General features: G+C 60.5%; 23 protein-coding genes and 1 tRNA gene. 12 read left to right on the top strand and 12 right to left on the bottom strand.

The features are described 5' to 3' along the window. The first annotated feature begins 113 nt into the window (after positions 1-113). The 3 genes from RTI28_RS10270 (at position 114) to RTI28_RS10260 (ending at position 5152) form a co-directional block, all read left to right on the top strand. Positions 114-3857 (top strand): bifunctional diguanylate cyclase/phosphodiesterase, encoded by a 3744-nt coding sequence (locus tag RTI28_RS10270; RefSeq protein ID WP_316920353.1) that lies wholly within the window; start codon positions 114-116, stop codon positions 3855-3857. A 13-nt stretch (positions 3858-3870) separates the two neighbouring features. Beyond that, positions 3871-3947 (top strand) — tRNA-Ile (locus tag RTI28_RS10265). Positions 3948-4072: 125 nt separating this feature from the next. Then, on the top strand, positions 4073-5152 hold the full coding sequence (locus RTI28_RS10260; RefSeq protein WP_316920352.1) for a site-specific integrase: 1080 nt from the start codon (positions 4073-4075) through the stop codon (positions 5150-5152). A 522-nt stretch (positions 5153-5674) separates the two neighbouring features. On the opposite strand, the gene RTI28_RS10255 is transcribed toward RTI28_RS10260, so the two are convergent. Both RTI28_RS10255 and RTI28_RS10250 read right to left on the bottom strand, forming a co-directional pair. Then, positions 5675-6088 (bottom strand): hypothetical protein, encoded by a 414-nt coding sequence (locus RTI28_RS10255; protein ID WP_316920351.1) that lies wholly within the window; start codon positions 6086-6088, stop codon positions 5675-5677. A gap of 62 nt (positions 6089-6150) precedes the next feature. Next, the gene (locus RTI28_RS10250) at positions 6151-6393 is read right to left on the bottom strand and encodes a hypothetical protein (RefSeq protein ID WP_316920350.1); all 243 of its coding nucleotides are present in this window, start codon (positions 6391-6393) and stop codon (positions 6151-6153) included. Between the two features lie 580 nt (positions 6394-6973). On the opposite strand from RTI28_RS10250, the gene RTI28_RS10245 reads away from it, so the two are divergent. Continuing rightward, positions 6974-7201 (top strand): hypothetical protein, encoded by a 228-nt coding sequence (locus RTI28_RS10245; protein WP_079743374.1) that lies wholly within the window; start codon positions 6974-6976, stop codon positions 7199-7201. Positions 7202-7493: 292 nt separating this feature from the next. Beyond that, the gene (locus RTI28_RS10240; RefSeq protein WP_316920349.1) at positions 7494-9752 is read left to right on the top strand and encodes a DotA/TraY family protein; all 2259 of its coding nucleotides are present in this window, start codon (positions 7494-7496) and stop codon (positions 9750-9752) included. Here RTI28_RS10240 and RTI28_RS10235 read toward each other — a convergent pair whose 3' ends face one another. Beyond that, on the bottom strand, positions 9753-10088 hold the full coding sequence (locus RTI28_RS10235; protein ID WP_316920348.1) for a hypothetical protein: 336 nt from the start codon (positions 10086-10088) through the stop codon (positions 9753-9755). It abuts the gene before it with no gap. Between the two features lie 267 nt (positions 10089-10355). Here RTI28_RS10235 and RTI28_RS10230 point away from each other — a divergent pair, with 267 nt between their 5' ends. Next, positions 10356-11396 (top strand): hypothetical protein, encoded by a 1041-nt coding sequence (locus tag RTI28_RS10230; protein ID WP_316920347.1) that lies wholly within the window; start codon positions 10356-10358, stop codon positions 11394-11396. 46 nt (positions 11397-11442) lie between these two features. Next, entirely contained in the window at positions 11443-11655 is a 213-nt protein-coding gene (locus RTI28_RS10225) for an AbrB/MazE/SpoVT family DNA-binding domain-containing protein (protein ID WP_316920346.1), read from the top strand. Between the two features lie 134 nt (positions 11656-11789). Here RTI28_RS10225 and RTI28_RS10220 read toward each other — a convergent pair whose 3' ends face one another. The 4 genes from RTI28_RS10220 to RTI28_RS10205 form a co-directional block, all read right to left on the bottom strand. Then, entirely contained in the window at positions 11790-12635 is an 846-nt protein-coding gene (locus RTI28_RS10220; protein WP_316920345.1) for an abortive infection family protein, read from the bottom strand. Between the two features lie 47 nt (positions 12636-12682). Continuing rightward, positions 12683-13297: a hypothetical protein gene (locus RTI28_RS10215; RefSeq protein WP_316920344.1), complete on the bottom strand. Its 615-nt coding sequence runs from the start codon at positions 13295-13297 to the stop codon at positions 12683-12685. A 76-nt stretch (positions 13298-13373) separates the two neighbouring features. Then, positions 13374-13949 carry a PIN domain-containing protein gene (locus RTI28_RS10210; RefSeq protein WP_316920343.1) on the bottom strand — a complete coding sequence of 192 codons (576 nt, stop codon included), beginning with the start codon at positions 13947-13949 and terminating at the stop codon, positions 13374-13376. After that, positions 13946-14413, bottom strand: a complete 468-nt coding sequence (locus RTI28_RS10205) for a helix-turn-helix domain-containing protein (RefSeq protein WP_316920342.1) — start codon at positions 14411-14413, stop codon at positions 13946-13948. The genes RTI28_RS10210 and RTI28_RS10205 overlap by 4 nt, the downstream gene beginning before the upstream one ends. A gap of 622 nt (positions 14414-15035) precedes the next feature. Here RTI28_RS10205 and RTI28_RS10200 point away from each other — a divergent pair. Further along, a complete protein-coding gene (locus RTI28_RS10200; RefSeq protein WP_316920341.1) occupies positions 15036-15794 on the top strand; it encodes a FadR/GntR family transcriptional regulator in 759 nt (252 codons plus the stop codon). Positions 15795-15839: 45 nt separating this feature from the next. On the opposite strand, the gene RTI28_RS10195 is transcribed toward RTI28_RS10200, so the two are convergent. From RTI28_RS10195 to kdgD, 4 genes are all read right to left on the bottom strand, one after another. Continuing rightward, positions 15840-17423: an aldehyde dehydrogenase (NADP(+)) gene (locus RTI28_RS10195; protein WP_316920340.1), complete on the bottom strand. Its 1584-nt coding sequence runs from the start codon at positions 17421-17423 to the stop codon at positions 15840-15842. A 104-nt stretch (positions 17424-17527) separates the two neighbouring features. Further along, positions 17528-19081 (bottom strand): galactarate dehydratase, encoded by a 1554-nt coding sequence (garD, locus tag RTI28_RS10190; RefSeq protein ID WP_316920339.1) that lies wholly within the window; start codon positions 19079-19081, stop codon positions 17528-17530. A 78-nt stretch (positions 19082-19159) separates the two neighbouring features. After that, positions 19160-20527: an MFS transporter gene (locus RTI28_RS10185; protein WP_316920338.1), complete on the bottom strand. Its 1368-nt coding sequence runs from the start codon at positions 20525-20527 to the stop codon at positions 19160-19162. Positions 20528-20630: 103 nt separating this feature from the next. Continuing rightward, positions 20631-21542 (bottom strand): 5-dehydro-4-deoxyglucarate dehydratase, encoded by a 912-nt coding sequence (gene kdgD, locus RTI28_RS10180; protein WP_316920337.1) that lies wholly within the window; start codon positions 21540-21542, stop codon positions 20631-20633. A 391-nt stretch (positions 21543-21933) separates the two neighbouring features. On the opposite strand from kdgD, the gene RTI28_RS10175 reads away from it, so the two are divergent. Together RTI28_RS10175 and RTI28_RS10170 are read left to right on the top strand one after the other, a co-directional pair. Next, the gene (locus RTI28_RS10175; RefSeq protein WP_316920336.1) at positions 21934-22815 is read left to right on the top strand and encodes a LysR family transcriptional regulator; all 882 of its coding nucleotides are present in this window, start codon (positions 21934-21936) and stop codon (positions 22813-22815) included. Positions 22816-22988: 173 nt separating this feature from the next. Continuing rightward, positions 22989-23966 carry a cyclase family protein gene (locus RTI28_RS10170; RefSeq protein ID WP_316920335.1) on the top strand — a complete coding sequence of 326 codons (978 nt, stop codon included), beginning with the start codon at positions 22989-22991 and terminating at the stop codon, positions 23964-23966. Here the strand turns inward: RTI28_RS10170 and RTI28_RS10165 are convergent. Then, on the bottom strand, positions 23963-24748 hold the full coding sequence (locus RTI28_RS10165) for a helix-turn-helix transcriptional regulator (RefSeq protein WP_316920334.1): 786 nt from the start codon (positions 24746-24748) through the stop codon (positions 23963-23965). The two genes, RTI28_RS10170 and RTI28_RS10165, sit on opposite strands and share 4 nt — an antisense overlap. 81 nt (positions 24749-24829) lie before the next feature. Between RTI28_RS10165 and panB the strand changes: the two genes are divergently transcribed. Next, complete coding sequence (gene panB, locus RTI28_RS10160; protein ID WP_316920333.1) at positions 24830-25651, top strand: 3-methyl-2-oxobutanoate hydroxymethyltransferase; 822 nt, start codon at positions 24830-24832, stop codon at positions 25649-25651. A gap of 42 nt (positions 25652-25693) precedes the next feature. Beyond that, on the top strand, positions 25694-26155 hold the full coding sequence (locus RTI28_RS10155) for an Lrp/AsnC family transcriptional regulator (RefSeq protein ID WP_316920332.1): 462 nt from the start codon (positions 25694-25696) through the stop codon (positions 26153-26155). Positions 26156-26261 lie beyond the last annotated feature (106 nt).

The raw sequence follows: 26261 nt of genomic DNA, 5'->3' as shown, positions 1-26261 counted from the left end.
CGGCACCCGCCGGGGTTTTTCTTTATGTGCCGACAAACTCCCGCCAACCTGCTCCCCTGACGGCGAAATGCCCGTCTACACTCGAATCTATTCATCAGATCGACGAGGGCGCTATGCCGAGATTGCCGGCCTTTCTGCTGCCGCTCTTGTTCCTCTGGAGCGCAGTGGCCGGCGCCCTGACCCTGACCGACGAAGAACAGACCTGGCTCGATGCCCACCCCAGGCTGCGCCTCGGCGTTGATGCCTCATGGCCACCTTTCGAATACCGAGACCAGGAAGGCCATTACCAGGGACTGGCTGCCGACTACATCGCTGTGATCGAGAAGCGCTTGGGGATCGAGTTCGAACCGATCGAGCCGGTCAGCTGGACCGCTGTCCTGGAAAAAGCGCGACACAATCAGCTCGATCTGATGCCGGGGATCATGTCCACGCCGGAACGCCAGGCCTACCTGTCGTTCACCCGACCTTACCTGGACTTCCCGATCGTCATCCTGGCCCATGATGGCGGCCCGCAACCGGGCTCGATCAAGGACCTCTACGGACTGAAGATCGCCGTGGTGGAAAACTACGCCCCCCATGAACTGCTGCGCGCCCAGCACCCAGACCTCAACCTGGTCGCCCTGCCCAATGTCAGCGCGGCCCTGCAGGCCCTGGCCACCAATGAGGTCGACGCGGTCGTCGGCGACCTGGCGTCCAGCGTCTGGAGCCTGCGCCAGCTCAAACTCGAAGGCCTGCACGTCAGTGGCGAGACGCCCTATCGCTATCAACTCGCCATGGGCGCTCCGCGGGAACAGCAGATGCTGATCGGCATCCTCGACAAGGTGCTCGCCGACATGAGCCCCGAGGAAATCAGCAGCATCCAGGAGCGCTGGGTCGGCAAGGTCCTCGACCAGCGCCCCCTGTGGAGCAACCTACTGATGTACGGCCTGCCTGGCCTGCTGGTCCTGGTCGCGGTCCTGGCCATCGTGATCCGCGCCAACCGCCGCCTCAGCTCGGAGATCTCCCGGCGTATCGCCCTGGAGCAGGAACTACGCAGCAGCGAATACCACTATCGCGGGCTGGTGGAGAGCCTGTCGGCCATCGCCTGGGAAGCCGATGCCAACGATTTCACCTACAACTACGTCTCCCCCCATGCCGAGGACCTGCTCGGCTATGCCCTGAGCGACTGGCTCAAACCCGGCTTCTGGCGTTCGATCCTGCACCCCGATGACGCCCTCTGGGCCCAGGCCTACTGCGATGCCGAGACCGCCGCCGGTCGCGATCACAGCCTCGATTACCGGGTCATCCGCGCCGACGGCAGGACCCTGTGGATCCGCGATATCGTCAGCCTCATCGAGCACGGCCACAAACCGGTGATGCGCGGCCTGATGATTGATATCAGCGAGGCCAAGCACACCGAGCAGGCCCTGCGCCTGTCGGAAGAAAAATTCGCCTCGGTGTTTCACCAGTGCCCGGACATCCTGGTGATTGCCCGCCTGAGCGACGGTTGCCTACTGGAGGTCAACGAGACCTTCGAGGAGCAGATCGGCATGGGCCCCGCGCAGGTGGTGGGGCGCACCGCCACCGAACTGAATATCTGGGGCGTCGAAGGTATCGGCCCGAGCCTGCTGGAGCGCCTGCAACGGGGCAGCGTACGCAACCTGGAAATGACCTTCCGGCGCAGCAACGGGCAGCTGTTCACCGGCCTGATCTCGGCGGAATCCTTCGACCTGGAAAGCACCCCGGCGCTGGTCGTTGCGGTACGCGATATCAGCCAGCTCAAGGAAACCCAGCGGCAACTGCAGATTTCCGAAGAGAAGTTCGCCAAGGCCTTCCACGCCTCCCCCGACGGCATGCTGCTGTCACGCCAGAGCGACGGCCTGCTGCTGGAGGTCAACGAAGGGTTCTGCCGCCTGACCGGTTTCGACACCCAGTCGTCCCTGGACCATACCGCCATCGACCTGGGTATCTGGGTCGACCTGAACGAACGGCGGCAGATGCTCGAACTGCTGAAGAAAGACGGCTTCGTCAGCGACTTCAGCTGCAACCTGCGCCGGGCCGATGGCCAGATCCGCCTCTGCGAGCTGTCGGCACGTCCCCTGCCGATTGGCGGGACCGACTGCATGCTGACCATCGCCCGCGATATCACCGACCGCCACCAGATGCAGGAAAAACTGCAACTGGCTGCCACCGTGTTGGAAAACACCGCCGAAGGCGTGCTCATCACCGATACCGACCAGCGCATCAGCGCGGTCAATCGGGCCTTCAGTGAAATCACCGGCTACAGCGAGGCCGAAACCCTCGGCCAGACCCCGCGCCTGCTCGCCTCGGGCCAGCACGACAGCGCCTTCTACGCCGCCATGTGGCATCAGCTGAACGCCGAGGGGCACTGGCAGGGCGAGATCTTCAACCGGCGCAAGAACGGCGAGCTGTACCCCAGCTGGCTGACCATCAGCGCGGTGCGCAATCCGGAGCTGGGGACCACGCACTTCGTCGCCGTCTTCGCCGACATCTCCAGCCTCAAGCACGCCCAGGCCAAGCTCGACTACCAGGCCCATCACGACCCCCTCACCGGCCTGCCCAACCGCACGCTGTTCGAGAACCGCCTGCAGGCCGCGCTGAGCTGTCCACAGGCGGCCAGCCGCCAGGGTGCGGTGCTGTTTCTCGACCTCGACCGTTTCAAGCACATCAACGACAGCCTCGGCCACCCGGTCGGCGACCTGCTGCTCAAGGCCATCGCCCATCGGCTCAAGGAGCAGGTGCGCGACATCGACACCGTCGCCCGCCTGGGTGGCGACGAATTCATCATCCTGCTGCCGGGCCTGCACCAGGCCAGCGATGCCGAGCATATCGCGCACAAAGTCCTGACCTGCTTCAACGCGCCCTTCCAGGCCGGCGACCATGAGTTCTTCTCCAGCGCCAGCATCGGCATCAGCCTGTACCCGCAGGACGGCAGCGACGTGCCCTCGCTGATCCGCAACGCCGACGCGGCCATGTACCGCTCCAAGGCCAAGGGGCGCAACCGGGTCGAGGCCTACACCCGCGACCTCACGGCCCAGGCCAGCGAACGCATCGCCCTCGAACACGAACTGCGCCGCGCCATAGATCGCAATGAACTGAGCCTGTACTTCCAGCCCAAGCTGAGCCTGAAAACCCGCCAGCTGGTGGGTGCCGAAGCACTGATCCGCTGGAGAAATCCGACCTTTGGCGAGGTTCCGCCGGAGCATTTCATTCCGCTGGCCGAAGAGAACGGCATGATCCTGCAACTGGGTGACTGGGTGCTGGAGCACGCCTGCCAGCAGATGCAGGCGTGGAAGCGCCAGTACCAGGCGTTCGGCCCATTGTCGGTCAACCTCGCCGGCGCCCAGTTGCGCCAGCCGGGGCTGGTGCGACGCATCGAACAGTTGCTCAAGACCTGCCAGCTCAAGGCCGGCGACCTGCAGCTGGAAATCACCGAGAACTTCATCATGAGCCAGGCCGAGGAAAGCCTGGCCATCCTGCACCAGCTCAAGCGCCTGGGCGTGCAACTGGCGATCGACGACTTCGGCACCGGTTATTCGTCCCTCAGTTACCTCAAGCGCCTGCCGCTGGACATTCTCAAGATCGACCAGTCGTTCATCCGCGGCCTGCCCGACGATGCCAACGATGCCGCCATCGCCCGCGCCATCATCGCCCTGGGCCGCAGCATGCAACTGACCATCATCGCCGAGGGCGTGGAGACCGACGCCCAGCAGCAATTCCTCGCCAGCGAGGGTTGCGAACAGATCCAGGGCTACATCGTCAGCCTGCCGCTGCCGGCGGATGCCTTCGCCGCGTCGTTTCTACGCATAGTACTTTCCGATCTTTCGGATGGCACTGCCTGGAATCCCTCGATATAATCCGCGACCACTGGGGCCTATAGCTCAGTCGGTTAGAGCAGAGGACTCATAATCCTTTGGTCCACGGTTCGAGTCCGTGTGGGCCCACCACCTTCAAAGCCGCGCACTGCGCGGCTTTGTGCTTTCCAGAGGTGTGGCCTCACGAATAATCCTATGGTCCAAAGGTACAAATTAGGTACAGTGCAGTTCTGTCTGCTCGCCTTTGGAGTCCTCAGATGGCCACAATTGTCAAAACCCCTGCCGGCACTTGGAAAGCTGTCATCCGCAAAACTGGATGGCCCACCAACTCTAAAACCTTCCGAACTAAACGCGACGCAGAAGACTGGTCACGTCGTACCGAGGACGAAATGGTGCGAGGGGTTTACATCCAGCGCAGCGGCTCAGAGCGCCTAACGCTTGAGAAAGCACTGGAACGCTATCTGGCCGAGGTCACCCCAAGTAAAAAGCCCACCACGCAGAAAGCCGAGGCAACCAAGGCCAAGCAGCTGATCGAACACCTGGGCAAATACTCCTTGGCCGCCCTCTCCGCCGAAGTTATCGCCAATTACCGCGACACCCGACTGGGCGCCCTGAGCAAGCGTGGCGTCCCCGTTAGCAACAACACCGTGCGCCTCGAGATAGCCTTGCTTAGCCATCTCTATACCGTGGCGATTCAAGAATGGGGGCTCGGACTGACATTTAACCCGGTGCTCAATATTCGCAAACCGAGCCCTGGAGAAGGTCGCGACCGCCGACTGTCAGCCGATGAAGAACGACGCCTGCTTAGCGCCGCTAGCACACACAGCAACCCTATGCTTGGCTGGATCGTTCGTATCGCCCTGGAGACAGGCATGCGCTCATCGGAGATCACAGGTCTACGCTGTCACCAGGTCGACCTGAAAAAGCGTGTAGTGCGCCTGTCAGACACAAAAAATGATAGTGCCCGGACCGTTCCTCTCACCAAACTGGCTACGGACACCTTCAAGGCCGCTTTGGATAATCCAGTCCGCCCGGCCGATTGCAACCTCGTATTCTTTGGCGAGCCTGGCAAAGACGGTAAACGCCGACCCTACGCTTTCACAAAGAAATGGGGGCTGCTCAAGGCCAAGCTAGGCATGGCTGATCTGCGCTTTCACGATCTACGCCATGAAGCCGTGAGTCGACTTGTCGAAAGCGGTATGTCGGACCAGAAAGTTTCGGCCATAAGCGGTCATAAATCTATGCAAATGCTGCGGCGCTATACGCATTTGCGAGCGGAGGATCTGGTAAAAGACCTGGACGCGATTACTAGTCCAAAGGGAAAACGGAAAGCATGAGTCGCGACCGGCTGTTCCATGAGGAGCTGGAGCTACTGGCTCCCGTGCTATCACCAACAGAGGCAGACCGGTGCCAGGCAATAGGCGAGGAGTTCATCGATGGTAGATGCTGCCATGAAAGGTGCTGCCATGAAACTAACCTTGACCCCTCTGGGGTAGCAACGAGCTCACGTAAGCTTGATCTCCTACAGCAGCTAGAGCAAAGCCTTCTAGAGCGAGGAAAGACGTTAGGCTCGCTGCCACGAGATAAGTTTGCCAGTCGACAGTTAGGCCTGGATCTGTTGACGTATCGTGGACTCCATGAGGCCCTGCCTCCTCCTGAGGCGGAACTTCTCAAGGTCGTCCTGGCGCGATTCCAGGCTAGAACTAATTATTGGAGAGAGGTCTCGTGGCTCTTGCTAAGCCAGGGCAAGAAACCCTGTGCAAATCCATAGGTTGCTTTCCGGCGTCCCTGCCGGCGCTGGTGGCCAGGTCCGGGCATGAAGCCGCCCGGCCCTGGCGCGGCATCCATGCCTCACCAGCTCACTTCAAACGCCCCCCGGGTTGAACGACTTGCAAAGCATGCCCTTTAAGCCTTTGGAGGTGTGCGCATCGATCATCGATATGTTCGTCACAACGAGTTCGGTGCCAACCTGCCGGTTGGCCATTTTTAAGACCCTCAAACCGCAATTGCCCCGGCTTACCACAAATTTCACAAACCATCCGAGAGGCAGCCTCCACCTCGGCAAGCCATTCACGCTGCGGAGGGCTGCAGCGATTTAGTTCGATCCGTAGCGCTCCTGCGTCTTCCCGAACAGCGGCAACGACTGAATCGCCAATAATAGTCTTGGCGCTCAGAACCAGGGGGAGCCAGCCACGGCCAGCATAAATCCGAACGTCGAGGGCCAGTGTGAAAGCAGCCAAGTCCTCGCGCGTGATGTAAAAATGCTGCTGCATCGATATTCCTCCCATTTTCCCTCACTCTAAAAGCATCCGGTGGGGTTATTCAGGACTTGTAACTAACCTTCGCTCCCAGCAGCAATTACAAGCTCTTTCAGAAACAACTGGAAAGCCTGCGCGGTCACTTCGGTCACTGAAGCCAATTTAAATGCAGAAACGACGATATCCAGGGCGGGCTGTAATAGCTCTGAAAGGTGTTCTAACTGCTGTTCGCGCTCCAGAATTTCGAGCTCTGGTGCGACTTCCGTTAGTAAATCCAGGGTGAGGTTTGGTGAAAAACGCGAAGCTGGTAGGATAGTCATAGCCTAGGGATCTCTTACCGATCTTTTGGGTTAGGCGCTGAGTAAGGGCTGCAACCCTTGCCCAGCGTCGCCACCTTATCCCCAACCGCTGATCCTAGTCCAGCCCTCATGTCTGTTTGTTTGTTTTTTCTTTAAACATACAAACAGAAGAAACCACCGAATTTCACTAACTCATTGAATTTAAAGATATTTATAAATTTAAGGTGAAAGCTTATGGGGCGTAAGGTGAAAGGATATGGGGCCAAAGGTGAAAAGATATGGGGTAGAAATTTTATAGGTGAAAACTTATGGGGAGCAAAGGTGAAAATTTATGGGGTGAAAAGTGAATACTTATGGGGCAAAGGTGAAAACTTATGGGGAAGGCCATTCTTAGACCTTTTTTTCATATAAGCGCGCCGCACCGCCAACCCCGAGTAATTAAAAGAGCCAAACAATAACACATAACAACAAAAAATACGCAACAATACGCCAAAATAACAAATTAGCGGTACAAGACATAAGGCCACGTTAGTTGACCGGATATGAGCCGCCGAATTTAAATAGCCCACAACACTTACCCCCCAAGTTGTGGAGCGTTCCGATGAAAAGTCGATTCGAAGAAGCCCTAGTCGAAAAATTTGGACTTTTGATGTCTCCTGCCCAACTCGCAGAGCTTTTAGGCAAGTCTCCAGAAGCTCTTCGCGTTCATCTCACCCGTTACAAAAACGATAACTTTTATCGAAGCCTCAATGGTACCTCTGTAAAAGTTGGTCGCCGTGTTTACTACAGAACCCCAGAAGTTGCGGAGATCCTCGCATGCCCGGCCTAATAAGCTGGCTTGGCTCACCGGGCTTTAGCCGTATAACGCACAGAATTATTTATCTTATTTTACTCCTGACCAACCTAGCAGTTCCCCTCGGGCAACATCGTACTTGGGGTGGATTGCCAGGCTGGTGGTTGTTCCCCTCAACGGCCGCCCTGGCCCTTTGTGCCGTGCAACAGTACTTGTCCGGTGGGGGTCAATTTTATGCGCTCGCCGGCATCCCGTATGCGTTGCTTTATGTGTTTGACGCTAGCGCCGTGCCCTTAGTTTTACCGCCAGCACAGCGGGGGACAGCCAGATGAAAAAATCGCTGCTGCAGCTTTGTCTACTTCTGGCCGCTCTTTTCGGAGGCACAGCTCACGCTGACTCCTCGGGCGGACTGAACCAGTTCACCCCGCCGCCTGGTGACACATCGGTCGACTTCCTGGAGGAAGTTTTCGGCTCCATCGTGGGTACCATCCACTCGGGCGGGAATGTGGAAGGCGGCGAAACCGAGGACGTGCTGGGCAGCATGATGTCCGTGTTCGGTGGCGCCGTAATGTTCTTAGGAATGCTTTTCATTGCCTATACGACCGTCAAAGGCACGGTGGACTCCGCTCAGGACGGCGAGGTGCTCGGGCGGAAGATGAGCGACATCTGGATTCCGTTGCGCACCGCTGCGGGCGGCGCGTTGCTGTTGCCGCTCGGACATGGCTACTCGCTGATACAGATCATGGTGCTCTGGCTCGCGATCCAGGGCGTGGGCGTAGGAGACGCGATCTGGAACCAGGCCGTCGACCAGATCGGCAAGGACGGCATGCTGTCTCGACCGCTGATCCCCGATTCCAGGCCGCTCGCGGCCAATATCCTGAAGTTCGAAGTCTGCGCTGCAGCGATGAACAAGCAGTTCGAAGCTTCCGGCCGGTCGACGCGCATACAGGCAGTCGCATCCACGCGCAAAGTCGTCAACACCGGGGAGATTGACGTCGATATCACCGACGCCATTCCGGTCTACGGCGGCATCAACATGGTTCAGAAGTACAACAAGGCGAGCTACACCGTCGTGGATTACAAATGGAAAGCTGACGACAACTCGTATATGAACCCCGATGTATGTGGCGCACTCACCTGGAAGCAGTCCTGGGAAGCCTCGGAAGGCAACAGCAACACCAACGTCATCAAAGAGCCGATCCTCGCGGCCCACGCGAAAGCCATCCGGCAGATGATCCAGGATATCCGGCCGATTGCACGGCAAATTGTCGCCGGGCAGAAGCCCGCCCCGGGCGTAATCGATGCCGCGGCAAACACCTACGAAAACTCACTTCGCGCCGCCGCCAAGACAGCCGTAATGCAGACAAGTGATCGGGCCTCGGCTGACTTCCTCAAAGCCGCCAAGGACGGCGGCTGGTTGTTTGCCGGGACTTGGTACAATCATATTGTCAAGATGAACGACGTGATGCAGTCCACTCTGAACGGTCTGCCAGCAGCCGAACCCATTGCCATCGTCGACAAAGAAACCAAGGAGACGCTCCAGACCTACGCCGATACGATGCTCACTGCCGACGAGTATGCCAAGCACCGCGTCGACTCGGTCCGCAACACCTACTACGCCGAGACCAACGTGCGCGAGCCTCGTGACGGGGAAGGGGCCTGGGAGTACGTCAAGAAGATGATGTCCGCTCCCTTCTTGGGGGCTATCAACCAGATGACCCAGAGCATTGCCGGCTCCAACCTCAACCACATGAGCCAGATGAAAAGCTTCGGCGACACTATCGTGACTACCGGTGAGGTGATGCTGGCAGCCATGGCCACCGCCACCGGCGTCGCAAACTCCTGGGCAGCACAAGCCACGGTGAAGGTGGGCTTCGACGCAGGCGCAGTCTTCCAGTTCCTCTCGGGCATCATCACCACGTTGTTGATTTTGCTGTTCGCTTTCGGCGTGACGCTCAGCACCTACGTCCCGATGATCCCTTTCATCACCTGGACGACCTCGATCGTGAACTGGTTCGTGCTTGTTCTCGAATCGGTCATCGCGGCCCCGCTATTTGCCGTGGCCCATATCCACCCTGACGGAGACGATGCTGTCGGTCGCGCTGGGCAGGGTTACATGATGATCCTCTCGCTGGTGATGCGGCCGGCATTAATGCTGTTTGGTCTTCTCGGCGGCATGCTGCTGACTCAGCCGATCGTTGGCTACATCAACGCGGCTTTCATGTCAGTCGTCTCCGGAGTTCAGGCGGACAGCATGACCGGCATCGTGTCGTTCTTTGCCTACGTCGCAATCTATGTGGTGATGATGACGACGGTTGTCCATATCGTGTTCAGCTTGATCCATTGGGTCCCCGATAATATTTTGCGCTGGATCGGCAATGGTTCCACTGGTGGGATAGCCGACGCAGAGCGCACGGGTGACAGCGGCCAGGATGTGTTTGTCGCCGGTGTCAGAGAAACGAAGCACGGGGCCGCGGGTGGTCTGGGTGGCGGGGCAAAACACTCCAAGGGGCCAGATAACTCTACTCCTGGCCGAAGCATGCCAGACAACAGCACACTGCTGGGTGGGCCGCCCCCTGGAGGTTAATTATCTCCGGAGGCGTGAACTTTGCCCCTCATATTCGCAATCTTCAAGATATCTATCAAAGGCCTTCTGACGGAGCGAATCTCTATTTTCCTTTGCCAGTAGTGGAGAGTTAGGAGAGGTCTTTCTTAACTCCTCCAGCAATAGAAGCAAAACATAGTTATTCGCCTCAAAATGACCTTGCATGATTTCGATACGCTCATTCAAAGCGTTTACCTGACGTTTCAGATTCTCTGAGTGCAAGCGCCACTCATCAATTACAGCTTCGTATGACGCTTGGGTTGCGCGAGAGTGGGCGTAACCAGCAGATAAGCCAACCTGATATCCGGAGGATGACATTGAAAGTCTCCATGCATAGTCGATGAGAGTATTCAAGCAAACTTATTTAAGCTGTACAAGGATAAGACAAAGAAAAAGTCACATGTGACCTAAAAATCGATGAGTCATGAGTGACCTAAAAAGAATAGGTCGTAAGTGACCTAAAAAGAAATCACATTCACGCAGCTGCGTGAATGTGGGCACCGGTCGCCGGAACGGCGATTCGCGTAGCGAAAGGGGCACATCAGACAACCAGCTCAATCGAGTTAGGTCACAGGAGAAGGCGCTATGAAGACCCTGGAAGAGATTTTCGAGATCATAAGAACAGCTCGCCAACGAATGAAGGAGTTGCCGTCCAGAAGTCTATCTCAGTCGACTGGAGATGGTTACGTTCGCGAATATAACCGTATGGTTGGCGATGAAGGAGCTAATCCAGAGAAGCTATGGTCAGCAATCTGTGCGACTCAAAGTAAGTCCACATATCGGAGAAGAATGGCCGCCACAATCCATTGTTGTCGCACTCAGCTTCAGGAAGCGTTACGGAGTCAAGACGTAGCCCAGCGTGCGGGCGATTTAAACTCCCTTAGATATCAGGCTGAAGTAATTGAAGAGGTAGTTGGAATCTTGAATATCATTGAGAGGCACAAAGGACAGTGTCCTCTCGAAAATACTGCCAGACGGAAGTCAAAGCGATCTGACTTAAAATACTTACCTAGCAATTGGCGGGATCAACTGCATAAGCAACTTGAGGGTAGCAAGTACGAACTGGCATATCTGGTGGAGGCAGTGTCAGGATGTCGGCCAGGTGAACTCGAGAGAGGCGTCAAAGTGATTTTCTCCAAAGAGAGCGGGCTGTTGACTATCCGGGTCGACAACGGGGTAAAGGTCACCAATCAGAAGGGGCAGCCCTGGCGAGAAATCACCTATCGAGTCGATCAGAGTCCGAGTCCGTTGGTTAGGGCTCTCTATGAGGTCTGCAGAAAGGTTGCGCCGGCCGCGATCGAGACGGTTGTCGAAATCGAGAAAACTACCAACTGGCGTGCAGCGCTGTCGTCGGCCGGGCAGAAGCTGTGGCCGAGGCTGAACTTCAGAGTCTGCCCGTACCACCTCCGAAATGCCGCGGCCAGCGACTGGAAGCGGGCCGAGATGAGTGAAGAAGAAATCTCGGCCGCACTAGGCCATTGCGTCAACAAGACCTCCAGCAACTATGGTCAATTCCAGATTGGGCAGGGAGGCGGTGGTTTGAGTCCTGTCGAGGTAAGAGCTGCACGACCCATATTACAAACCCGTAGCCCCAATCCTCGGGAACATGTGCGGATAAATTTATAACGTTCCGTGGAAGCAGGCTCTGACCCTCTGAGGTAGATCAGTACTCATGAGCAACGATAAAGATGCGGACAGCTTTGCCCTCAAAGGTGAGTCTAAAAATACCTGGCGAGTAGCCTGCGAGCATACGAATGATGGTAGTGGCGACGTAATCATCTCCTTACCCGATGAGCTCTGCGATGCCCTGGGCTGGACGGTAGGCGACGTTCTGAAAATCGAGCTCGGATGCGAAAACACATGGGTTCTTTCGAAGAAAAAATGAACGTCAGTTCGATAGCTCTCTCCGAACGACACCAATCCTCGACCGATTGCGACGCTTAGCTGCGTTGTCTGTGCGCTCGCAGCGGTAGCTACTGTGACAAGCCTTCTTTCTCGATCGAGTTTGGTGGTCGGTAGCTAGGCCGATCGACGCTCACGTTTCGACAACTTCCCGAGCAAGTACGCTGAGATAGTTCCCACGATCTCAATAGCGGCTTTAGCTTCCTCTGATGAAAGAGTGGCCACCCAAGGTCTTCCATGGCCAGCACCCTGCTTGTTGCGAACTCGATTGACGCCAAGAGCAGCGGTGAACAGGCCACGCTCCATCGACTTAATCGCTGGCTCACCAGGCTGCTCGGGAATCTCTGGCACTGCTAACTCAAGAGCAATGAAGGCCATCCCCAAAAGGCCCTGGAAGTTTGCCCTTTCTGGGTAGCGCCCCTCAAGAGTCATAAGCACGTGGGCTGCGGTGGCCTCTAACAAATCCTTTCCTGTACCCGCTATGAGAGCCGCATCTTCCGCCCCCTTTTGAGCACGGCGGGCATAAGCCCACAAAGCATCAGTCAATTCCGCTCCGGCAAGGGCGGTCAAGACTTTGGGAGATACCGTCCCATCGTCCGCTAGGTTAAAGCCCTCTGCGTTGAAGGCTGCCTTAGCGTTATCCACGGCCTCACGGCCAACGTAGTTCGCAGACGTCTCGCGAAAACCACCACAGGCTCGGAGTTTAGATAGAAGCCCAGCGACTAACCGAGAACCCGCCTCAGGCTGTAGTTCCATCGCATTGTAGAGCACCGCACGAACTCGCTTCGCTTTGCCGATGGTCTGCCCCTGCTGCTTTGGATCATGCTTGGAAAGACCAGCAGTGTTTACTTGGAACTCAATATCAGAATGAGATGGCTCACGATAGCTTCCATTATTTCCAGAGTCGTCTACTAACTGAGCCAATGCATGGATGATCGTATCCGTAAGCGGGAGAGTATTCATAAGCCTCACACCAATCTTTTCAGCAAACTTTCAATTTCTAGTCGCCCTTAACGCTTCCCTAGCATAGACTCCTTCATTGCCTGCAAGAGCGGAATAAGAGTGTAGATGTGAATCTTATCCGCCTCAATGCCTGAAATGAAACCTTCAAACTCATAGCGCTTATCTACAAAAAAACAGTTTATTAAACCTAAAAACTCCACCATATCCTTTTTAGATTTAATCCTAGGAACGCGCCCTGAAATCAACCCTACAATCTTATCTTGAACCTCGTCATTGAGATTGACAAAAAGCTCAACCAGCTCATGAGTTCTATATTTTTTTGGAACCTGAAGACGACTGTGCAGAATAGAAACCACAGGTTTTGTCTGCTCAACATATTCTTTTTCGGTCGCTGGCCGCTGATTACCGTCTGGTGTAATTTCGAAATATGCTGGATCGAAAACTCGCTCAACCACCTGCGCCTTAAAATACAACTCCAAGGCAAGCGCCCCGTTAGTAAACACCACATTCAGTCTTGGGTCACCGTATTGACTCAGCATTTTAGCCAGCTCAATGGCGACATCACCAAAAGCTGCAGCGCTCTCAAGAATATGGCTTTCATTTATCCAGATTGTAGATTCAAACCCTGGATTTTTCGGAGTCTCTTTCTTCGACTTCGACATAAATACATCCTGTAATCGTGTATAGCCCCTTGCACATTGGGACTAGACTTCTGCCCTGGCAAACTATTTGTTAAATTTAGAGAAGGAACTCGAAGTCAGAGAGCAGCTTCACCGTCTCTGGGAGCTTCTGCTGCAGAAGTTTATCAAGGTATTCCCGAACACTATGCGGCGGATTTTTCAAAGCGGCTCGCTGACGTCGAGCGGCCTCCAGTACAGCCGCTTGATCAAGATCCCAAAGATCAGCAATAAAATCGTCCGGGTGTAGCGCTTCTATACCGAATGGCTCAAGAGAAGCTTTAGGAAAATCCTTGAGATTAAAAGTCACAATAGCGGAAGCGCTGCATTTGATTGCAACGGCAAGCACATGACGATCATCTTGGTCTGGCAGCTCAAGCCCCGCAACAATGGCTTCGTAATCAGTAACCAGCGCGTCTGGTATGGCTTGATCCATCAGTTCAGAGGTGCGATTCAGTTGTTCTGCAGTTAAATCTGTTCGATTCAATAGCAGATTGCGCTTCCACTCATCATGGATCAAAGCTGACCAGCGCGCTCGGTACGCACCAGTCAGCGCAAGACGCATTAAAAAATCACGCAATGGTGCAGGGTACAAGACATTCGCATCATAAACTGCCGTGTAAGGAGAATGCCTCATTCGTACCCCATCCCCAGCTCCTGAGCCTGGGCAGCGAGCTCATCTAGGGCAGAGTGGCTAGCGAGTTCACGTTGCTCTTTGTATTCCATCAGATCGGCGAATTTGACCCGCCGATGACGCCCTGTCTTTGTGTGCGGAATCCTACCTTCATCCAGCAGCTTCACTAAGTGAGGCCGCGAGACGTTAAGCAAATCAGCACCCTCCTGAGTGGTCAGCTCAGCATGAATCGGGACAACCTTGACGGCATTTCCCAAAGCAAGCTCACTGAGAATCTCGCCAAGCAGGCGAAAGGCAAACGTCGGCAGTTCAACTACCTGACGTTGTTGCTCTCCATCCACCAGTTCAATGCGCTGGGTTTCCAGCTTAGTCGAGAGGAAGGCGGCTAACTGTCGGCTTGACTCCACGGCCGCAGCAATTTCCTTCTCATCAGGAAGCACGGTGCGAGTGAGGTCGGCGGTGGTCATGGTTTTCTCCAAAAACTCAGTGATATAGCAGTGAACGTGGAGGCATGGCTGCAGCCACGTAGAGCATTTATATTCGAAAAAAACGAAAAACGCAATAAACGAAACGCCCGTATGCGACCGAAGGCAGATCCTCTTGGCGCGCTGCCTGGACGGGAATTCCGTTGAGAGGTAGAAACTCTTGCAGGGATCACGCTGCTCAAAGCTGGTGAGGCATGGATGCCGAGCCAGGCCCCGGGCGGCTTTTTGCCCGGGGCCTGGACACCAGCGCCGGCAGGGACGCCGGATCGACGGTACAAAACCAGCCACTCTCCCAGGTACACTAGCGGTACAGCACGAAGATCCTTACCTGTAACGTACCGTTCGCTAACGTACTGATTGCCCTGCACTTTCGCGTACTGTACCGTTTCCTTGTGTAACCCAATGAAACCTGGCGCAACGGTGTCATTGGCGAACTCATAATCCTTTGGTCCACGGTTCGAGTCCGTGTGGGCCCACCAGATCATGAAGAAAGCCGCGCGAATGCGCGGCTTTTTCTTTTCCACAAAACCCTACCCCAGCCATGTGATCGTACAACTGCATCAGCTATGATGAGCGCTGTTTTCTCCATGTGAATGTACAGGGCATGACAGAGCAGCAGGTACAGGTCCAGCCCCGGCGCAAGCCGCGTAGCCTGGCTCAGGAACTGGTCGCGGTACTGACCGAACGAATCCGCAGCGGCCAGCTCAAGCGCGGCGACAAGCTTCCCACCGAATCGCAGATCATGGCCGAGGAAGGCGTGAGCCGTACGGTGGTGCGCGAGGCGATTTCGCGCCTGCAGGCGGCCGGGCAGGTGGAGACCCGCCACGGCATCGGCACCTTCGTGCTCGATCTGCCGAACAGCGGCGGCTTCCGCATCGATCCAGCGACCATCGTCACCCTGCGCGAAGTGCTGGCGGTCCTGGAATTGCGCATCGCCCTGGAAGTGGAGTCCGCCGGACTCGCGGCGCAACGGCGCAGCGACGAGGCGCTGGCCGGGATGCGCGCGGCACTGGATGAGCTGAACGAGAGCGCGGCGCATGCCTCGGATGCGGTGTCGGCGGATTTCCAGTTCCACCTGCAGATCGCCCAGGCCAGTGGCAATCACTATTTCGCCGATATCATCAATCACCTGGGCACCAGCATCATTCCGCGGACCCGACTGAACTCGGCCCGCCTGGCCCACGACGACCAGCCGCATTACCTGGGGCGCCTGCACCACGAACACGAAGCGATCTACGAAGCCATCGCTCGGCGCGACAGCGAAGGGGCGAAGATGGCGATGCGCATGCACCTGAGCAACAGCCGCGAGCGGCTGCGCCAGGCCCATGAAGATGCGGAAAAACAGGAAAACCTGCGCCCCTGACCCCCAGAAAAAAGCCCCGCGATGCGGGGCTTTCTGTTTGGCTGATCAGCCGATCACGCCTTTGCTCCACTGCCCGTTGACCAAGCGCCGCAGGTTCAGCGGGTTGTCGTCACGCAGCGCCTCGGGCAGCAGCGACTGCGGGTAGTTCTGGTAGCACACCGGACGCAGGAAACGGTCGATGGCCAGGGTGCCGACCGATGTCCCGCGGGCATCGGAGGTCGCCGGATAGGGGCCGCCATGAACCATGGCATCACACACCTCGACCCCGGTCGGATAGCCATTGATCAGAATCCGCCCGACCTTCTCCTCCAGCAACGGTACCAGCCAGGCAAAGGTTTCCAGGTCTTGCGGCTCGCCGATCAGGGTGGCGGTCAGTTGGCCGCGCAGGCCCAGCAGCGCGGCACGCAGTTCCTCGTCGTCACGCACTTCGACCGCGACCGTGGTCGGCCCGAAGACTTCTTCCTGCAGCAGCGAATCGGACTCCACCAGCAGCCGCGCATCGGCCTTGAACAACTGTGCCCGCGCCTGAGCACCTTCCTGCGCCTGGCCCGCCAGGTGCTGAATGCCGGCATGAGCCTGGAGATGCTCCAGCCCCGCGACATAACTGCGCAGACCGCCAGCGTTGAGCATGGTCTGCCCCGCCTGCTGGTCGAGGTGCTGGCCGAGGTTGTCGAGCAATTCGCTGAACGCCGACGACTGCACGCCGATCACCAGGCCCGGGTTGGTGCAGAACTGGCCGCAGCCCATGGTCACCGAAGCGGCCAGCTCGCGCGCGATCGCCTCGCCGCGCTTGGCCAGCGCCCCCGGCAACACGATCACCGGGTTGATGCTGGACATCTCGGCGAACACCGGAATCGGCTGCGGACGCTCGGCCGCCATGCGGCACAGGGCATCGCCGCCCTTCAGCGAACCGGTGAAGCCCACCGCCTGGATCGCAGGGTGCTTGACCAGCCACTCGCCCACCCCCCCGCCGAAGACCATGTTGAACACGCCCTTGGGCATGCCGGTGCGCTCGGCGGCGCGCTGGATCGCGCACGCCACCAGGTCGGCGGTGGCCATGTGGCCGCTGTGGGCCTTGAACACCACCGGGCAACCGGCCGCCAGGGCCGCGGCGGTATCGCCACCGGCGGTGGAGAATGCCAGCGGGAAGTTGCTCGCGCCGAACACCGCGACCGGGCCGACGCCGATCCGCATCTGGCGAATATCCACCCGCGGCAGCGGCTGGCGGTCAGGCAGCGCGAGGTCGATGCGCGCACCGAGGAAATCGCCACGACGCAGGACCTGGGCGAACAGGCGCAACTGCCCGCTGGTGCGTGCGCGCTCGCCCTGGATGCGCGCCGCGGGCAGCGCGGTTTCGCGGCAGACGGTGGCGATGAAGCTGTCGTCCAGCTCATCCAGTTCGGCGGCGATGGTGTTGAGGAATTCGGCGCGACGGGCCGGAGCCAGCTGGCGGTACTCGCCGAAGGCGGCGGCGGCGGCGCGGGCGGCCTGGTCGACTTCGCTTTCGGTGGCCTGGGCGAAGCTGTAGGGCAGCGCTTCGCCGCTGCTGGCGTCGAGGCTGTGCAGGCGTTGCGAACCAGCGGCGCTGCGCTGGCCGGCGATGAAGTTGTGGCCGAGGATCTCAGGCATGGGAGGGGCTCCGGGGAGAAGTGGGATTTGAGTCGCCATCGGGGCCTGCTGCGCAGGCCTTCGCGAGCAAGCTCGCTCCTACGGGGACAGTGATGTTCGCGGGATCAGGTGATGGGCGCCGGGTTGAACAGGGTGATGTCGTTGTGCAGCTTGTGCTGCTCGGCCCAGGTCTGTTTGCGCCCGCTGGCGACGTCCAGGTAGTAGTGGAACAGCTCCCAGCCCAGCTCCTCGATGGTGGCGCGGCCGGTCGCGATGCGGCCGGCGTCGATATCGATCAGGTCGGGCCAGCGCTGCGCCAGTTCGCTGCGGGTGCAGACCTTGACCACCGGCGCCATGGCCAGCCCGTAGGGCGTGCCGCGACCGGTGGTGAAGACGTGCAGGTTCATCCCCGCCGCCAGTTGCAAGGTGCCGCAGACGAAGTCGCTGGCCGGCGTGGCGCAGAAGATCAGGCCCTTGCGCTGGACGCGCTCGCCCGGACCGACCACGCCCTGGATGGCGCCGCTGCCGGACTTGACGATGGAACCCAGGGATTTCTCGACGATGTTCGACAGCCCGCCCTTCTTGTTGCCGGGCGTGGTGTTGGCGCTGCGGTCGGCCTCGCCGCGCTCGAGGTAGCGGTCGTACCAGTCCATCTCGCGCACCAGGGCCTCGGCGACTTCCGGCGTTTCGGCGCGGGAGGTGAGCATGTAGATGGCATCGCGCACCTCGGTCACCTCGGAAAACAGCACCGTGGCACCGGCCCGCACCAGCAGGTCGGCGGCGTAGCCCAGCGCCGGGTTGGCGGTGATGCCGGAAAAGGCATCGCTGCCGCCGCACTGCATGCCGAGAATCAGCTCGCTGGCCGGCACGGTCTCGCGGCGCCGCTGGTCGAGCTTGATCAGCCGCGCTTCGGCCAGGGCCATGATCTGCTCGATCATCTCGACGAAGCCGAGGCTGGCGTCCTGCAGGCGATACAGCCAGGGCTCGCTGAGGTCGACGGACGGATCGTTGTCGTGCATCACCTGGCCGGCCTGCAGCTTCTCGCAGCCCAGGCTGATCACCAGCGCCTCGCCGCCCAGGTTGGGATTGCGCGCCAGGTTGCGCACGGTGCGAATCGGGATATAGGCGTCGCGGGCATTGATCGCCACGCCGCAGCCGTAGCTGTGGGTCAGGGCGACCACGTCGTCGACATTGGGGTATTTCGGCAGCAGCTCGTCGCGGATGCGCTTGACCGCATGATCGAGCACACCGGTGACGCACTGCACGGTGGTGGTGATGCCGAGGATATTGCGCGTTCCGACGGTGCCATCGGCGTTGCGGTAGCCCTCGAAGGTGAAGCCCTCCAGCGGCGGCAACGCAGCGGGCACCGCGTCGCAGCGCGGCAGGCTGTCCAGCTCCGGCGCCGCCGGCATGGCCAGCTGGCTCTCCTTGACCCAGCTGCCGCGGCGCAGGTCCTCCAGGGCATAGCCGATGATCTGGCCGTAGCGGCGCACCGGTTCGCCCTCGCGGATATCGGTCACGGCGACCTTGTGGCTCTGCGGCACGCCTTCGACCAGGGTCAGGCCATCGGCGAAGCGGGCACCCTCGCCCAGGCCGCCGTCATTGACCACCACCACGACATTGTCATCGTCATGCAGGCGGACATAGCGGGGCGAGTCGGAAGTTTCGATCAACTGCATGGTGGTGACCTTCTTGTGGGTTCCCAGGCTTTGTTCATCCGCCAGCGCCCAGCCGTGGCCGGGCGCCGCGTGGGTGTTTCAGTTGCGCGAGTCGGCCAGCTTGGCAGACGGCGCGGGGGTGGCGTCGTCCTGTGGCGCGTCACGCAGTTCGATGCGCTTGATCGGGCCGACGATCACCAGGTAGCTGAACACCGCCACCAGGGCGTTGGCGCCGACATACACCAGGGCCCACTTGAACGAGCCGGTGGCGCTGATGATGTAGCCGATGATGATCGGCGTGGTGATCGAAGCGATGTTGCCGAAGGTGTTGAACATGCCGCCCGACAGGCCGGCGATCTGCTTCGGCGAGGTGTCCGAGACCACCGCCCAGCCCAGCGCGCCGAGGCCTTTGCCGAAGAACGCCAGGGCCATGATGCCGACCACCATCCATTCGGCGTCGACGTAGTTGCAGATCACCATCGAGGTGGACAGCAGCAGGCCGATGACGATCGGCGCCTTGCGCGCGAAGGTCAGCGAGTTGCCGCGACGCAGCAGGTGGTCGGAAATGATGCCGCCGAGCACACCGCCGATGAAGCCGCAGATCGCCGGCAGCGAGGCGATGAAGCCGGCCTTGAGGATCGACATGCCGCGCTCCTGCACCAGGTACACCGGGAACCAGGTGAGGAAGAAGTAGGTGATGGCGTTGATGCAGTACTGGCCGAGGTAGACGCCGAGCATCATGCGGCTGGACAGCAGCTGCTTGATGTAGCCCCACTTCGGTCCGCCGTTGCCGCCGGCGCGCGGCTTGTCCATGTCCACCAGGCCGCCGTTCTGCTCGATGTGCGCCAGTTCCTGGGCACCGATCATCGGGTGTTCCTTGGGGTTGTAGACCAGCTTCAGCCAGACCAGGGAGAAGGCGATACCGAGGACGCCCATGACGATAAACACGTGCTCCCAGCCCCAGGCATGGACGATCCAGCCCATCAGCGGCGCGAACAGCACGGTGGCGAAGTATTGCGCGGAGTTGAAGATCGCCGAGGCAGTGCCGCGTTCGGCCGTGGGGAACCAGGCCGCGACGATACGCGCATTGCCCGGGAACGACGGCGCTTCGGCGAAGCCGACGAGGAAGCGCAGCATGAACAGGGCGATGATCGCGTTGGCCACCGGCATGTAGCCGACGAAGCCCTGCAGCACGGTGAACAGCGACCAGGTGAAGATGCTGAAGGCGTAGACCTTCTTCGAGCCGAAGCGGTCCAGCAGCCAACCGCCGGGGATCTGCCCGAGCACATAGGCCCAGCCGAAGGCGGAGAAGATATAGCCGAGGGTGACGGCATCGATGCCGAGGTCTTTCTGCAGGCTGGAGCCGGCGATGGAGATCGTGGCGCGATCGGCGTAGTTGATCGTGGTCACGAGGAACAGCATGAACAGGATCAGATAGCGGACATGCGTCTTTTTAGTCGCGTGCATCTGAAAGTACTCCCACTAATTATTTTTGTGCGGGGTCATGAGCGGTAGCCGGAGCGGGGGTTCCGCTCCGGGGTGCGGCATCTGGCAGGCCGCGGGGTCTGGCTTACTGCGGACCCATCTTGTCCATCAGGGCGGCGAGCATCTCGTACTCGGCGGCGCTCAGGTCGGTCAGCGGGGTGCGCACCGGGCCGGCGTCATAGCCGGCGATCTTCGCGCCGGCCTTGACGATGCTCACGGCGTAGCCGGCCTTGCGGTTGCGCAGCTCCAGGTACGGCAGGAAGAAGTCGTCGATCAGCTTGCCGACGGTGGCGTGGTCATCGCGGGCGATGGCGTTGTAGAAGTCCATCGCGGTCTTCGGCACGAAGTTGAACACCGCCGAGGAGTAGACCGGCACGCCCAGGGCCTTGTAGGCCGCAGCATATACCTCGGCGGTCGGCAGGCCACCCAGGTAGCTGAAGCGATCGCCCAGGCGGCGACGGATGGACACCATCAGCTCGATATCGCCCAGGCCGTCCTTGTAGCCGATCAGGTTCGGGCAGCGCTCGGCCAGTTGTTCCAGCTGGCTGGCATTGAGACGGCAGACGTTGCGGTTGTAGACGACCACACCGATGTTCACCGACTTGCACACGGCCTCGACATGCGCGGCGACGCCGTCCTGGCTGGCTTCGGTCAGGTAGTGCGGCAGCAGCAGCAGGCCCTTGGCACCCAGGCGCTCGGCCTCCTGCGCGTATTCGATGGCCTGGCGAGTGGCGCCGCCGACACCGGCGAGGATCGGCACGGAACCGGCGCAGGTGTCCACCGCGGTCTTGATCACCTGGCTGTATTCGCTGGCGGCCAGGGAAAAGAACTCACCGGTGCCGCCGGCGGCGAACAGCGCGCTGGCGCCGTAGGGTGCGAGCCATTCCAGGCGCTTGATGTAGCCGGCGGGATTGAAGTCGCCCTGGGCGTTGAAGTCGGTGACAGGGAACGACAGCAGGCCATGGGAGAGGATGGAGCGCAGTTCTTGTGGAGTCATTGTTGTAGGCATCCTGTGGCGCTTGAGAAGCAGGGAGGGGTAGGCAAGTGAGAGGTAGGTTATCGTACAAGTTGTACGATGACTAGTCCCGGAAATGCGGATTAACCACCAGTCATCAGACTTCTATCTACCGTTCGTCCTCTTTTCACGGTGCAAAATGGCGATTTTTACCCTGATTCACCTTGGTGACGCTCTGGCAGGGCCAAAAAAGTGTTTGGTTATCATACAACTATAGAAGCCCGATCTCACACGGACTGCCGCCAGAGCGAAGTCGCCATCGAGACCAGTACATCGAGCAACGAACTGTCGTGCCTGGCCAAAGACCTCAGCCTGGTCGTCGCGCGCTTGCGGATCTGATCAAATAGCCCGCCTCATCAACAGGGATGGCGGCATGGACACCTTTACCCTGATGCGCTCGTTCCGGCGCATCGTCGAACTCGGCGGGCTGGGCAAGGCCGCCGACGACCTCAACCTTTCCGCCGCCGGGCTGAGCAAGCAGTTGCGCACCCTGGAAGCCCACCTCGGCACGGTGCTGCTGCAGCGCACGACTCGACGCATGAGCCTGACCGCGACCGGCCAGGCCTACTACGCGCGGTGCTGCCAGTTGCTCGATGAACTGGAGCAACTGGAGCGCTCGGTCCACGAGGAATCGCGCCAAGTCAGCGGCAAGCTGCGGGTCAACGCCCCGCTGTCGTTCGCCCTGAGCACCCTCGCGCCGCTGTTCGCCGGTTTCCTGCGCGAGCATCCCGGGGTGGAGCTGGACCTGGTGATGGAGGATCGCCTGGTCGAGGCGGTGAGCCAGGGCTTCGACGTGTCGATCCGCCTGGCCCCGGCGCTGCCGGATTCTTCGCTGATCGCGCGCCAATTGGGCTCGCTGCGCCAGGTACTCTGCGCCGCCCCCGCCTACCTCGAACGGCACGGCCATCCCGCCTCGCTCGCCGAGCTGGAAGGCCACGCGCAACTGCATTACAGCCTGAGCCAGCAAGCCCCCGCCGCTCCCACCCTGGGTGCCCGGGTAACGGTGAACAACAGCCTGATGCTGCGTGAACTGTTGATCGCCGGTTCAGGGATTGGCTGGCTGCCCTCGTTCCTCGCCGATCCCGCGCTGGCCTGCGGGCGCCTGGTCCAGGTACTCCCGGATCACCCGGATACCCCGCGCCAGGTCTATGCCGTCTACCCCACCAGCCGCCACCTGCTGCCGCGGGTGCGCGCGTTCGTCGACTACCTGGCCGACCACCTGCCCCTCTCCATGGCTCGGGATTATCAACCCTGAGCGAAATATCCCTGCACTGCCGGGGCCTTAATCACAGCGGGCCTCAGGCCTAGACTGGGCACACTCCGTCGGGCCCGACGCAGCCTCACTTTCCCGCCCTCGCCCACCGCCGTGGCCGCCTCGCGCGCCAGCGGCGCCGGTGCCCGGGCACTCGCGAAACAGGAGCGTTGCCGATGAAAACCCCGCTGATCACCACCCTGCTGGCCCTGGCCCTGAGCGCCGCCGCCCACGCTGGCGAACCCGCCAAGGTCGGCGTGAGCCCCTGGGGCCCGGACGACGAGATCGGCCGCCTCAACCTGATCACCGACAAATCCCGCGCCGCGGTGATGTCGCGGGTCGATGCGCGCAAGGTCTACGACCTCGCCACCGAGTACTACATCGGCATGCCCAGCTGGCAGGCCGCCGGCGACCCGCACTACCAGTTCTGGATGACCCACACGCCACGCGGCACAGTGGTCGACGACCCGCTCGGCGTCGGCCACGAGATGAACGCACTGCGCAGCTACACCGGCAGCGCCTTCTCCATGTATGGCCACACAGGGACCCATATCGACGCCCTCAACCACTTCGGTATCGACGGCAAGATCTGGAACGGCTTCAGCGCCGACGAGCACCTCGGCGACCGCGGCTGGAAGAAGACCGGGGTGGAGAAATTCCCGCCGCTGGTGGCCCGTGGCGTGCTGATCGACGTGGCGGCGGCCAAGGGCGTGGACATGCTCCCGGACGACTACCGCATCACCCGCGAGGACCTGGAGAGCGCCCTCAAGCGCCAGAACACCAGCCTGCAGCGGGGCGACATCGTGCTGATCCGCACCGGCCGCATGAAACTCTACGAACAGCCCCAGGCCTATATGCGCCAGTCGCCGGGCATGGGCCTGGACGCGGCGCGCTTTCTCGTCGAGGACGGCAAGGCGATGATCCTCGGTGCCGACAACCTGAGCTTCGAGGCCTTCCCGTCCGAGGTCGCCGACGACTACGTGCCGCTGCACAGTTACCTGCTGGCGCAGAAAGGCGTGCCGATCATGGAACTGGTGGCGCTGGACGAGCTGGCCCGGGACAAGGTCTACGAGTTCGCCTTCATCGGCGGCCCGCTGAAGATCCGTGGCGGCGATTCGGCGCCGCTGCGCCCGGTGGCCATGCCACTGCGTTAAGCCAGGCGTGCTGCCCAGGCGCCCGGGGTAGTGCCGTAATGGCGCTGGAACAGCGCGATGAAGGCCGACACCGAGTCGTAGCCCAGCTCGTTGGCCACCGCCGTGACGCTGCCGCCCTGGGCCAGCAGCGGCAAGGCTGCGAGCAGGCGCAGGCGCTGGCGCCAGGACTGGAACGACAGCTGCGTCTGGGCCTGGAACAGCCGGGCCAGGGTGCGTCGCGAGGCGCCGACCTGCTGCGCCCACTCCTCGATGGTGCGGCCGTCTTCCGGCGCCACCTGCAGGGCATCGGTGATCCGCCGCAGGCGCGGGTCGCTGGGCAGCGGCAGGCTGAACGGCGCCTCCGGCAACTCGCGCAGTTCATCCACCAGCACCTGCAGCAGCCGCGCCTGCGGGCCGTCCTCGGGATAGTCGTTGGAGAAGCCGCTGGCCTTGTCGATCAGCTCGCGCACCAGCGGCGTCACCTGCACCACCGCACAGTCGCGGCGGTAGCCCTGGAGCACCGCGTCGCCCAGATACAGGCTGCGAAACGCCAGGACCTGCTCGCTGTACACGGTGTGGCGCACACCCGCGGGAATCCACATCCCGCATTGCGGCGGCAGCAGGTAGCTGTGGTCATCGGTGAGCACCTGCATGATGCCCGCGCTGGCGTAGGTGAACTGCACCCATTCATGGGTGTGCATCTGCACCTGGTAGCCCGGCGGAATATCGAACATGCGCCCCTGCACCGGGCGCGCCAGGTAGTCGGGTACCGGGGGTACAGCGTCTTGGCTCTTGTGCGGCATTACTCGTCCCCTTTGCTCAAGTGAGCCACGAACGCCGATGTTAGCCTGCCTCGCGTCTCGTTGAACAACAGGAGTCTTGTCATGAGCACGCAGATTCGCCAAAGCCGCCTGAGCATTCCCGCCATCCGCCAGCGCAAGGGCGCCGGCAGCCTGGTTGCGCTGACCGCCTACAGCCTGCCGATGGCGCGCTGGGTGGATGCCCACGCCGACCTGATCATCGTCGGCGATTCGCTGGGCATGGTCCTGTACGGCATGCCCAGCACCCTCGGCGTGACCCTGGACATGATGATCGCCCACGGCCAGGCGGTGATGCGCGGTGCGCAGCGCGCCTGCGTGGTGGTGGACATGCCATTTGGCAGCTATCAGGCCTCGCTGGAGCAGGCCTTCATGAACGCCGCGAAAGTCCTGCGCGATACCGGTGCCCAGGCCCTCAAGCTCGAAGGCGGCGAGGAAATGGCCGAGACCGTGGCGTACCTGTGCCAGCGTGGCATTCCGGTGATGGCGCATATCGGCCTGATGCCGCAGCAGGTCAATGCCCAGGGTGGCTTCAGGGCCCAGGGCCGGGATGCCGAAAGCGCGGCGAAGGTGCGCCGCGATGCGCTGGCGATGCAGGCGGCCGGGGCCTTCTCGGTGGTCCTGGAAGGCATCGCCGAGCCCCTGGCGCGGGCATTGAGCGAGGAACTGGCGATTCCCACCATCGGCATCGGCGCCTCGCCGGCCTGTGACGGCCAGGTGCTGGTGACCGAGGACCTGCTGGGGCTGTTCGGCGAGTACCAGCCGCGCTTCGTCAAGCGCTACGCCGAGCTGCAGGGACCGATAGAACAGGCCCTCGGCGAGTACGCGCGCGACGTGCGCGCCGGGGTGTTTCCGGGGCCGGAGCACTGCTTCAAGGCACTGGCTTGAAGGTACACTGGGCTGCTTAGCCGCCCTGCCCCTGAGAACGCCATGTCCGACAGCCGCCCCCATGCCCTCGACGAAATCGACCGCCAGTTGATCGCCGCCCTGCAGATCAACGCCCGGGAAAGCGTCGCCACCCTCGCCCGCCAGCTGGGTATTGCGCGGACCACGGTGACGTCGCGGATCGCCCGGCTGGAGAAGACCAAGGTCATCAGCGGCTATGGCGTGCGTCTGGGCCAGCGGGTGATCGACGGCGGCCTGCAGGCCTACGTGGGCATCACCGTGCAGCCGCGCTCCGGGCGCGAGGTGGTGCGCCGCCTCAGCGCCATGGGGCAGGTGCAGCAGCTGTGCGCGGTGAGTGGCGAGTTCGACTATGTGGCGTGGTTGCGCAGCGAGTCGCCGGAGCAACTGGACCAGTTGCTCGACCAGATCGGCAGCCTGGAGGGGGTGGAGAAGACCACGACGTCGATCATCCTCAGCAGCAAGGTGGATCGCGGGCAGCCGGTATGACGTGATGGCCTCACCGCTGAACCTTGTGGGCTGGCGTTGCCAGCGATGAGGCCCTCAATGTCACTATGCATCCATCTCTTGTCACAATGACCAAAAACACCACAAA

The organism is Pseudomonas sp. zfem002 (genome assembly GCF_032621685.1).
GTDB classification, from domain to species: Bacteria; Pseudomonadota; Gammaproteobacteria; order Pseudomonadales; family Pseudomonadaceae; genus Aquipseudomonas; species Aquipseudomonas japonica.
The sequence above is the reverse complement of the archived record's forward strand: the minus strand, read 5'-3'. Positions and strand labels throughout refer to the sequence as shown.

Coding starts and splice junctions, on each gene's coding strand:
- RTI28_RS10195 (WP_316920340.1), bottom strand. CDS start 17,423: ATGCCTGAGATCCTCGGCCACAACTTCATCGCCGGCCAGCGCAGCGCC.
- RTI28_RS10225 (WP_316920346.1), top strand. CDS start 11,443: ATGAGCAACGATAAAGATGCGGACAGCTTTGCCCTCAAAGGTGAGTCT.
- RTI28_RS10210 (WP_316920343.1), bottom strand. CDS start 13,949: ATGAGGCATTCTCCTTACACGGCAGTTTATGATGCGAATGTCTTGTAC.
- RTI28_RS10260 (WP_316920352.1), top strand. CDS start 4,073: ATGGCCACAATTGTCAAAACCCCTGCCGGCACTTGGAAAGCTGTCATC.
- RTI28_RS10170 (WP_316920335.1), top strand. CDS start 22,989: ATGAAAACCCCGCTGATCACCACCCTGCTGGCCCTGGCCCTGAGCGCC.
- RTI28_RS10245 (WP_079743374.1), top strand. CDS start 6,974: ATGAAAAGTCGATTCGAAGAAGCCCTAGTCGAAAAATTTGGACTTTTG.
- RTI28_RS10240 (WP_316920349.1), top strand. CDS start 7,494: ATGAAAAAATCGCTGCTGCAGCTTTGTCTACTTCTGGCCGCTCTTTTC.
- RTI28_RS10220 (WP_316920345.1), bottom strand. CDS start 12,635: ATGAATACTCTCCCGCTTACGGATACGATCATCCATGCATTGGCTCAG.
- RTI28_RS10235 (WP_316920348.1), bottom strand. CDS start 10,088: ATGTCATCCTCCGGATATCAGGTTGGCTTATCTGCTGGTTACGCCCAC.
- RTI28_RS10200 (WP_316920341.1), top strand. CDS start 15,036: ATGACAGAGCAGCAGGTACAGGTCCAGCCCCGGCGCAAGCCGCGTAGC.
- RTI28_RS10205 (WP_316920342.1), bottom strand. CDS start 14,413: ATGACCACCGCCGACCTCACTCGCACCGTGCTTCCTGATGAGAAGGAA.
- RTI28_RS10230 (WP_316920347.1), top strand. CDS start 10,356: ATGAAGACCCTGGAAGAGATTTTCGAGATCATAAGAACAGCTCGCCAA.
- kdgD (WP_316920337.1), bottom strand. CDS start 21,542: ATGACTCCACAAGAACTGCGCTCCATCCTCTCCCATGGCCTGCTGTCG.
- RTI28_RS10175 (WP_316920336.1), top strand. CDS start 21,934: ATGGACACCTTTACCCTGATGCGCTCGTTCCGGCGCATCGTCGAACTC.
- garD (WP_316920339.1), bottom strand. CDS start 19,081: ATGCAGTTGATCGAAACTTCCGACTCGCCCCGCTATGTCCGCCTGCAT.
- RTI28_RS10215 (WP_316920344.1), bottom strand. CDS start 13,297: ATGTCGAAGTCGAAGAAAGAGACTCCGAAAAATCCAGGGTTTGAATCT.
- RTI28_RS10270 (WP_316920353.1), top strand. CDS start 114: ATGCCGAGATTGCCGGCCTTTCTGCTGCCGCTCTTGTTCCTCTGGAGC.
- RTI28_RS10155 (WP_316920332.1), top strand. CDS start 25,694: ATGTCCGACAGCCGCCCCCATGCCCTCGACGAAATCGACCGCCAGTTG.
- RTI28_RS10250 (WP_316920350.1), bottom strand. CDS start 6,393: ATGACTATCCTACCAGCTTCGCGTTTTTCACCAAACCTCACCCTGGAT.
- RTI28_RS10165 (WP_316920334.1), bottom strand. CDS start 24,748: ATGCCGCACAAGAGCCAAGACGCTGTACCCCCGGTACCCGACTACCTG.
- panB (WP_316920333.1), top strand. CDS start 24,830: ATGAGCACGCAGATTCGCCAAAGCCGCCTGAGCATTCCCGCCATCCGC.
- RTI28_RS10185 (WP_316920338.1), bottom strand. CDS start 20,527: ATGCACGCGACTAAAAAGACGCATGTCCGCTATCTGATCCTGTTCATG.
- RTI28_RS10255 (WP_316920351.1), bottom strand. CDS start 6,088: ATGCAGCAGCATTTTTACATCACGCGCGAGGACTTGGCTGCTTTCACA.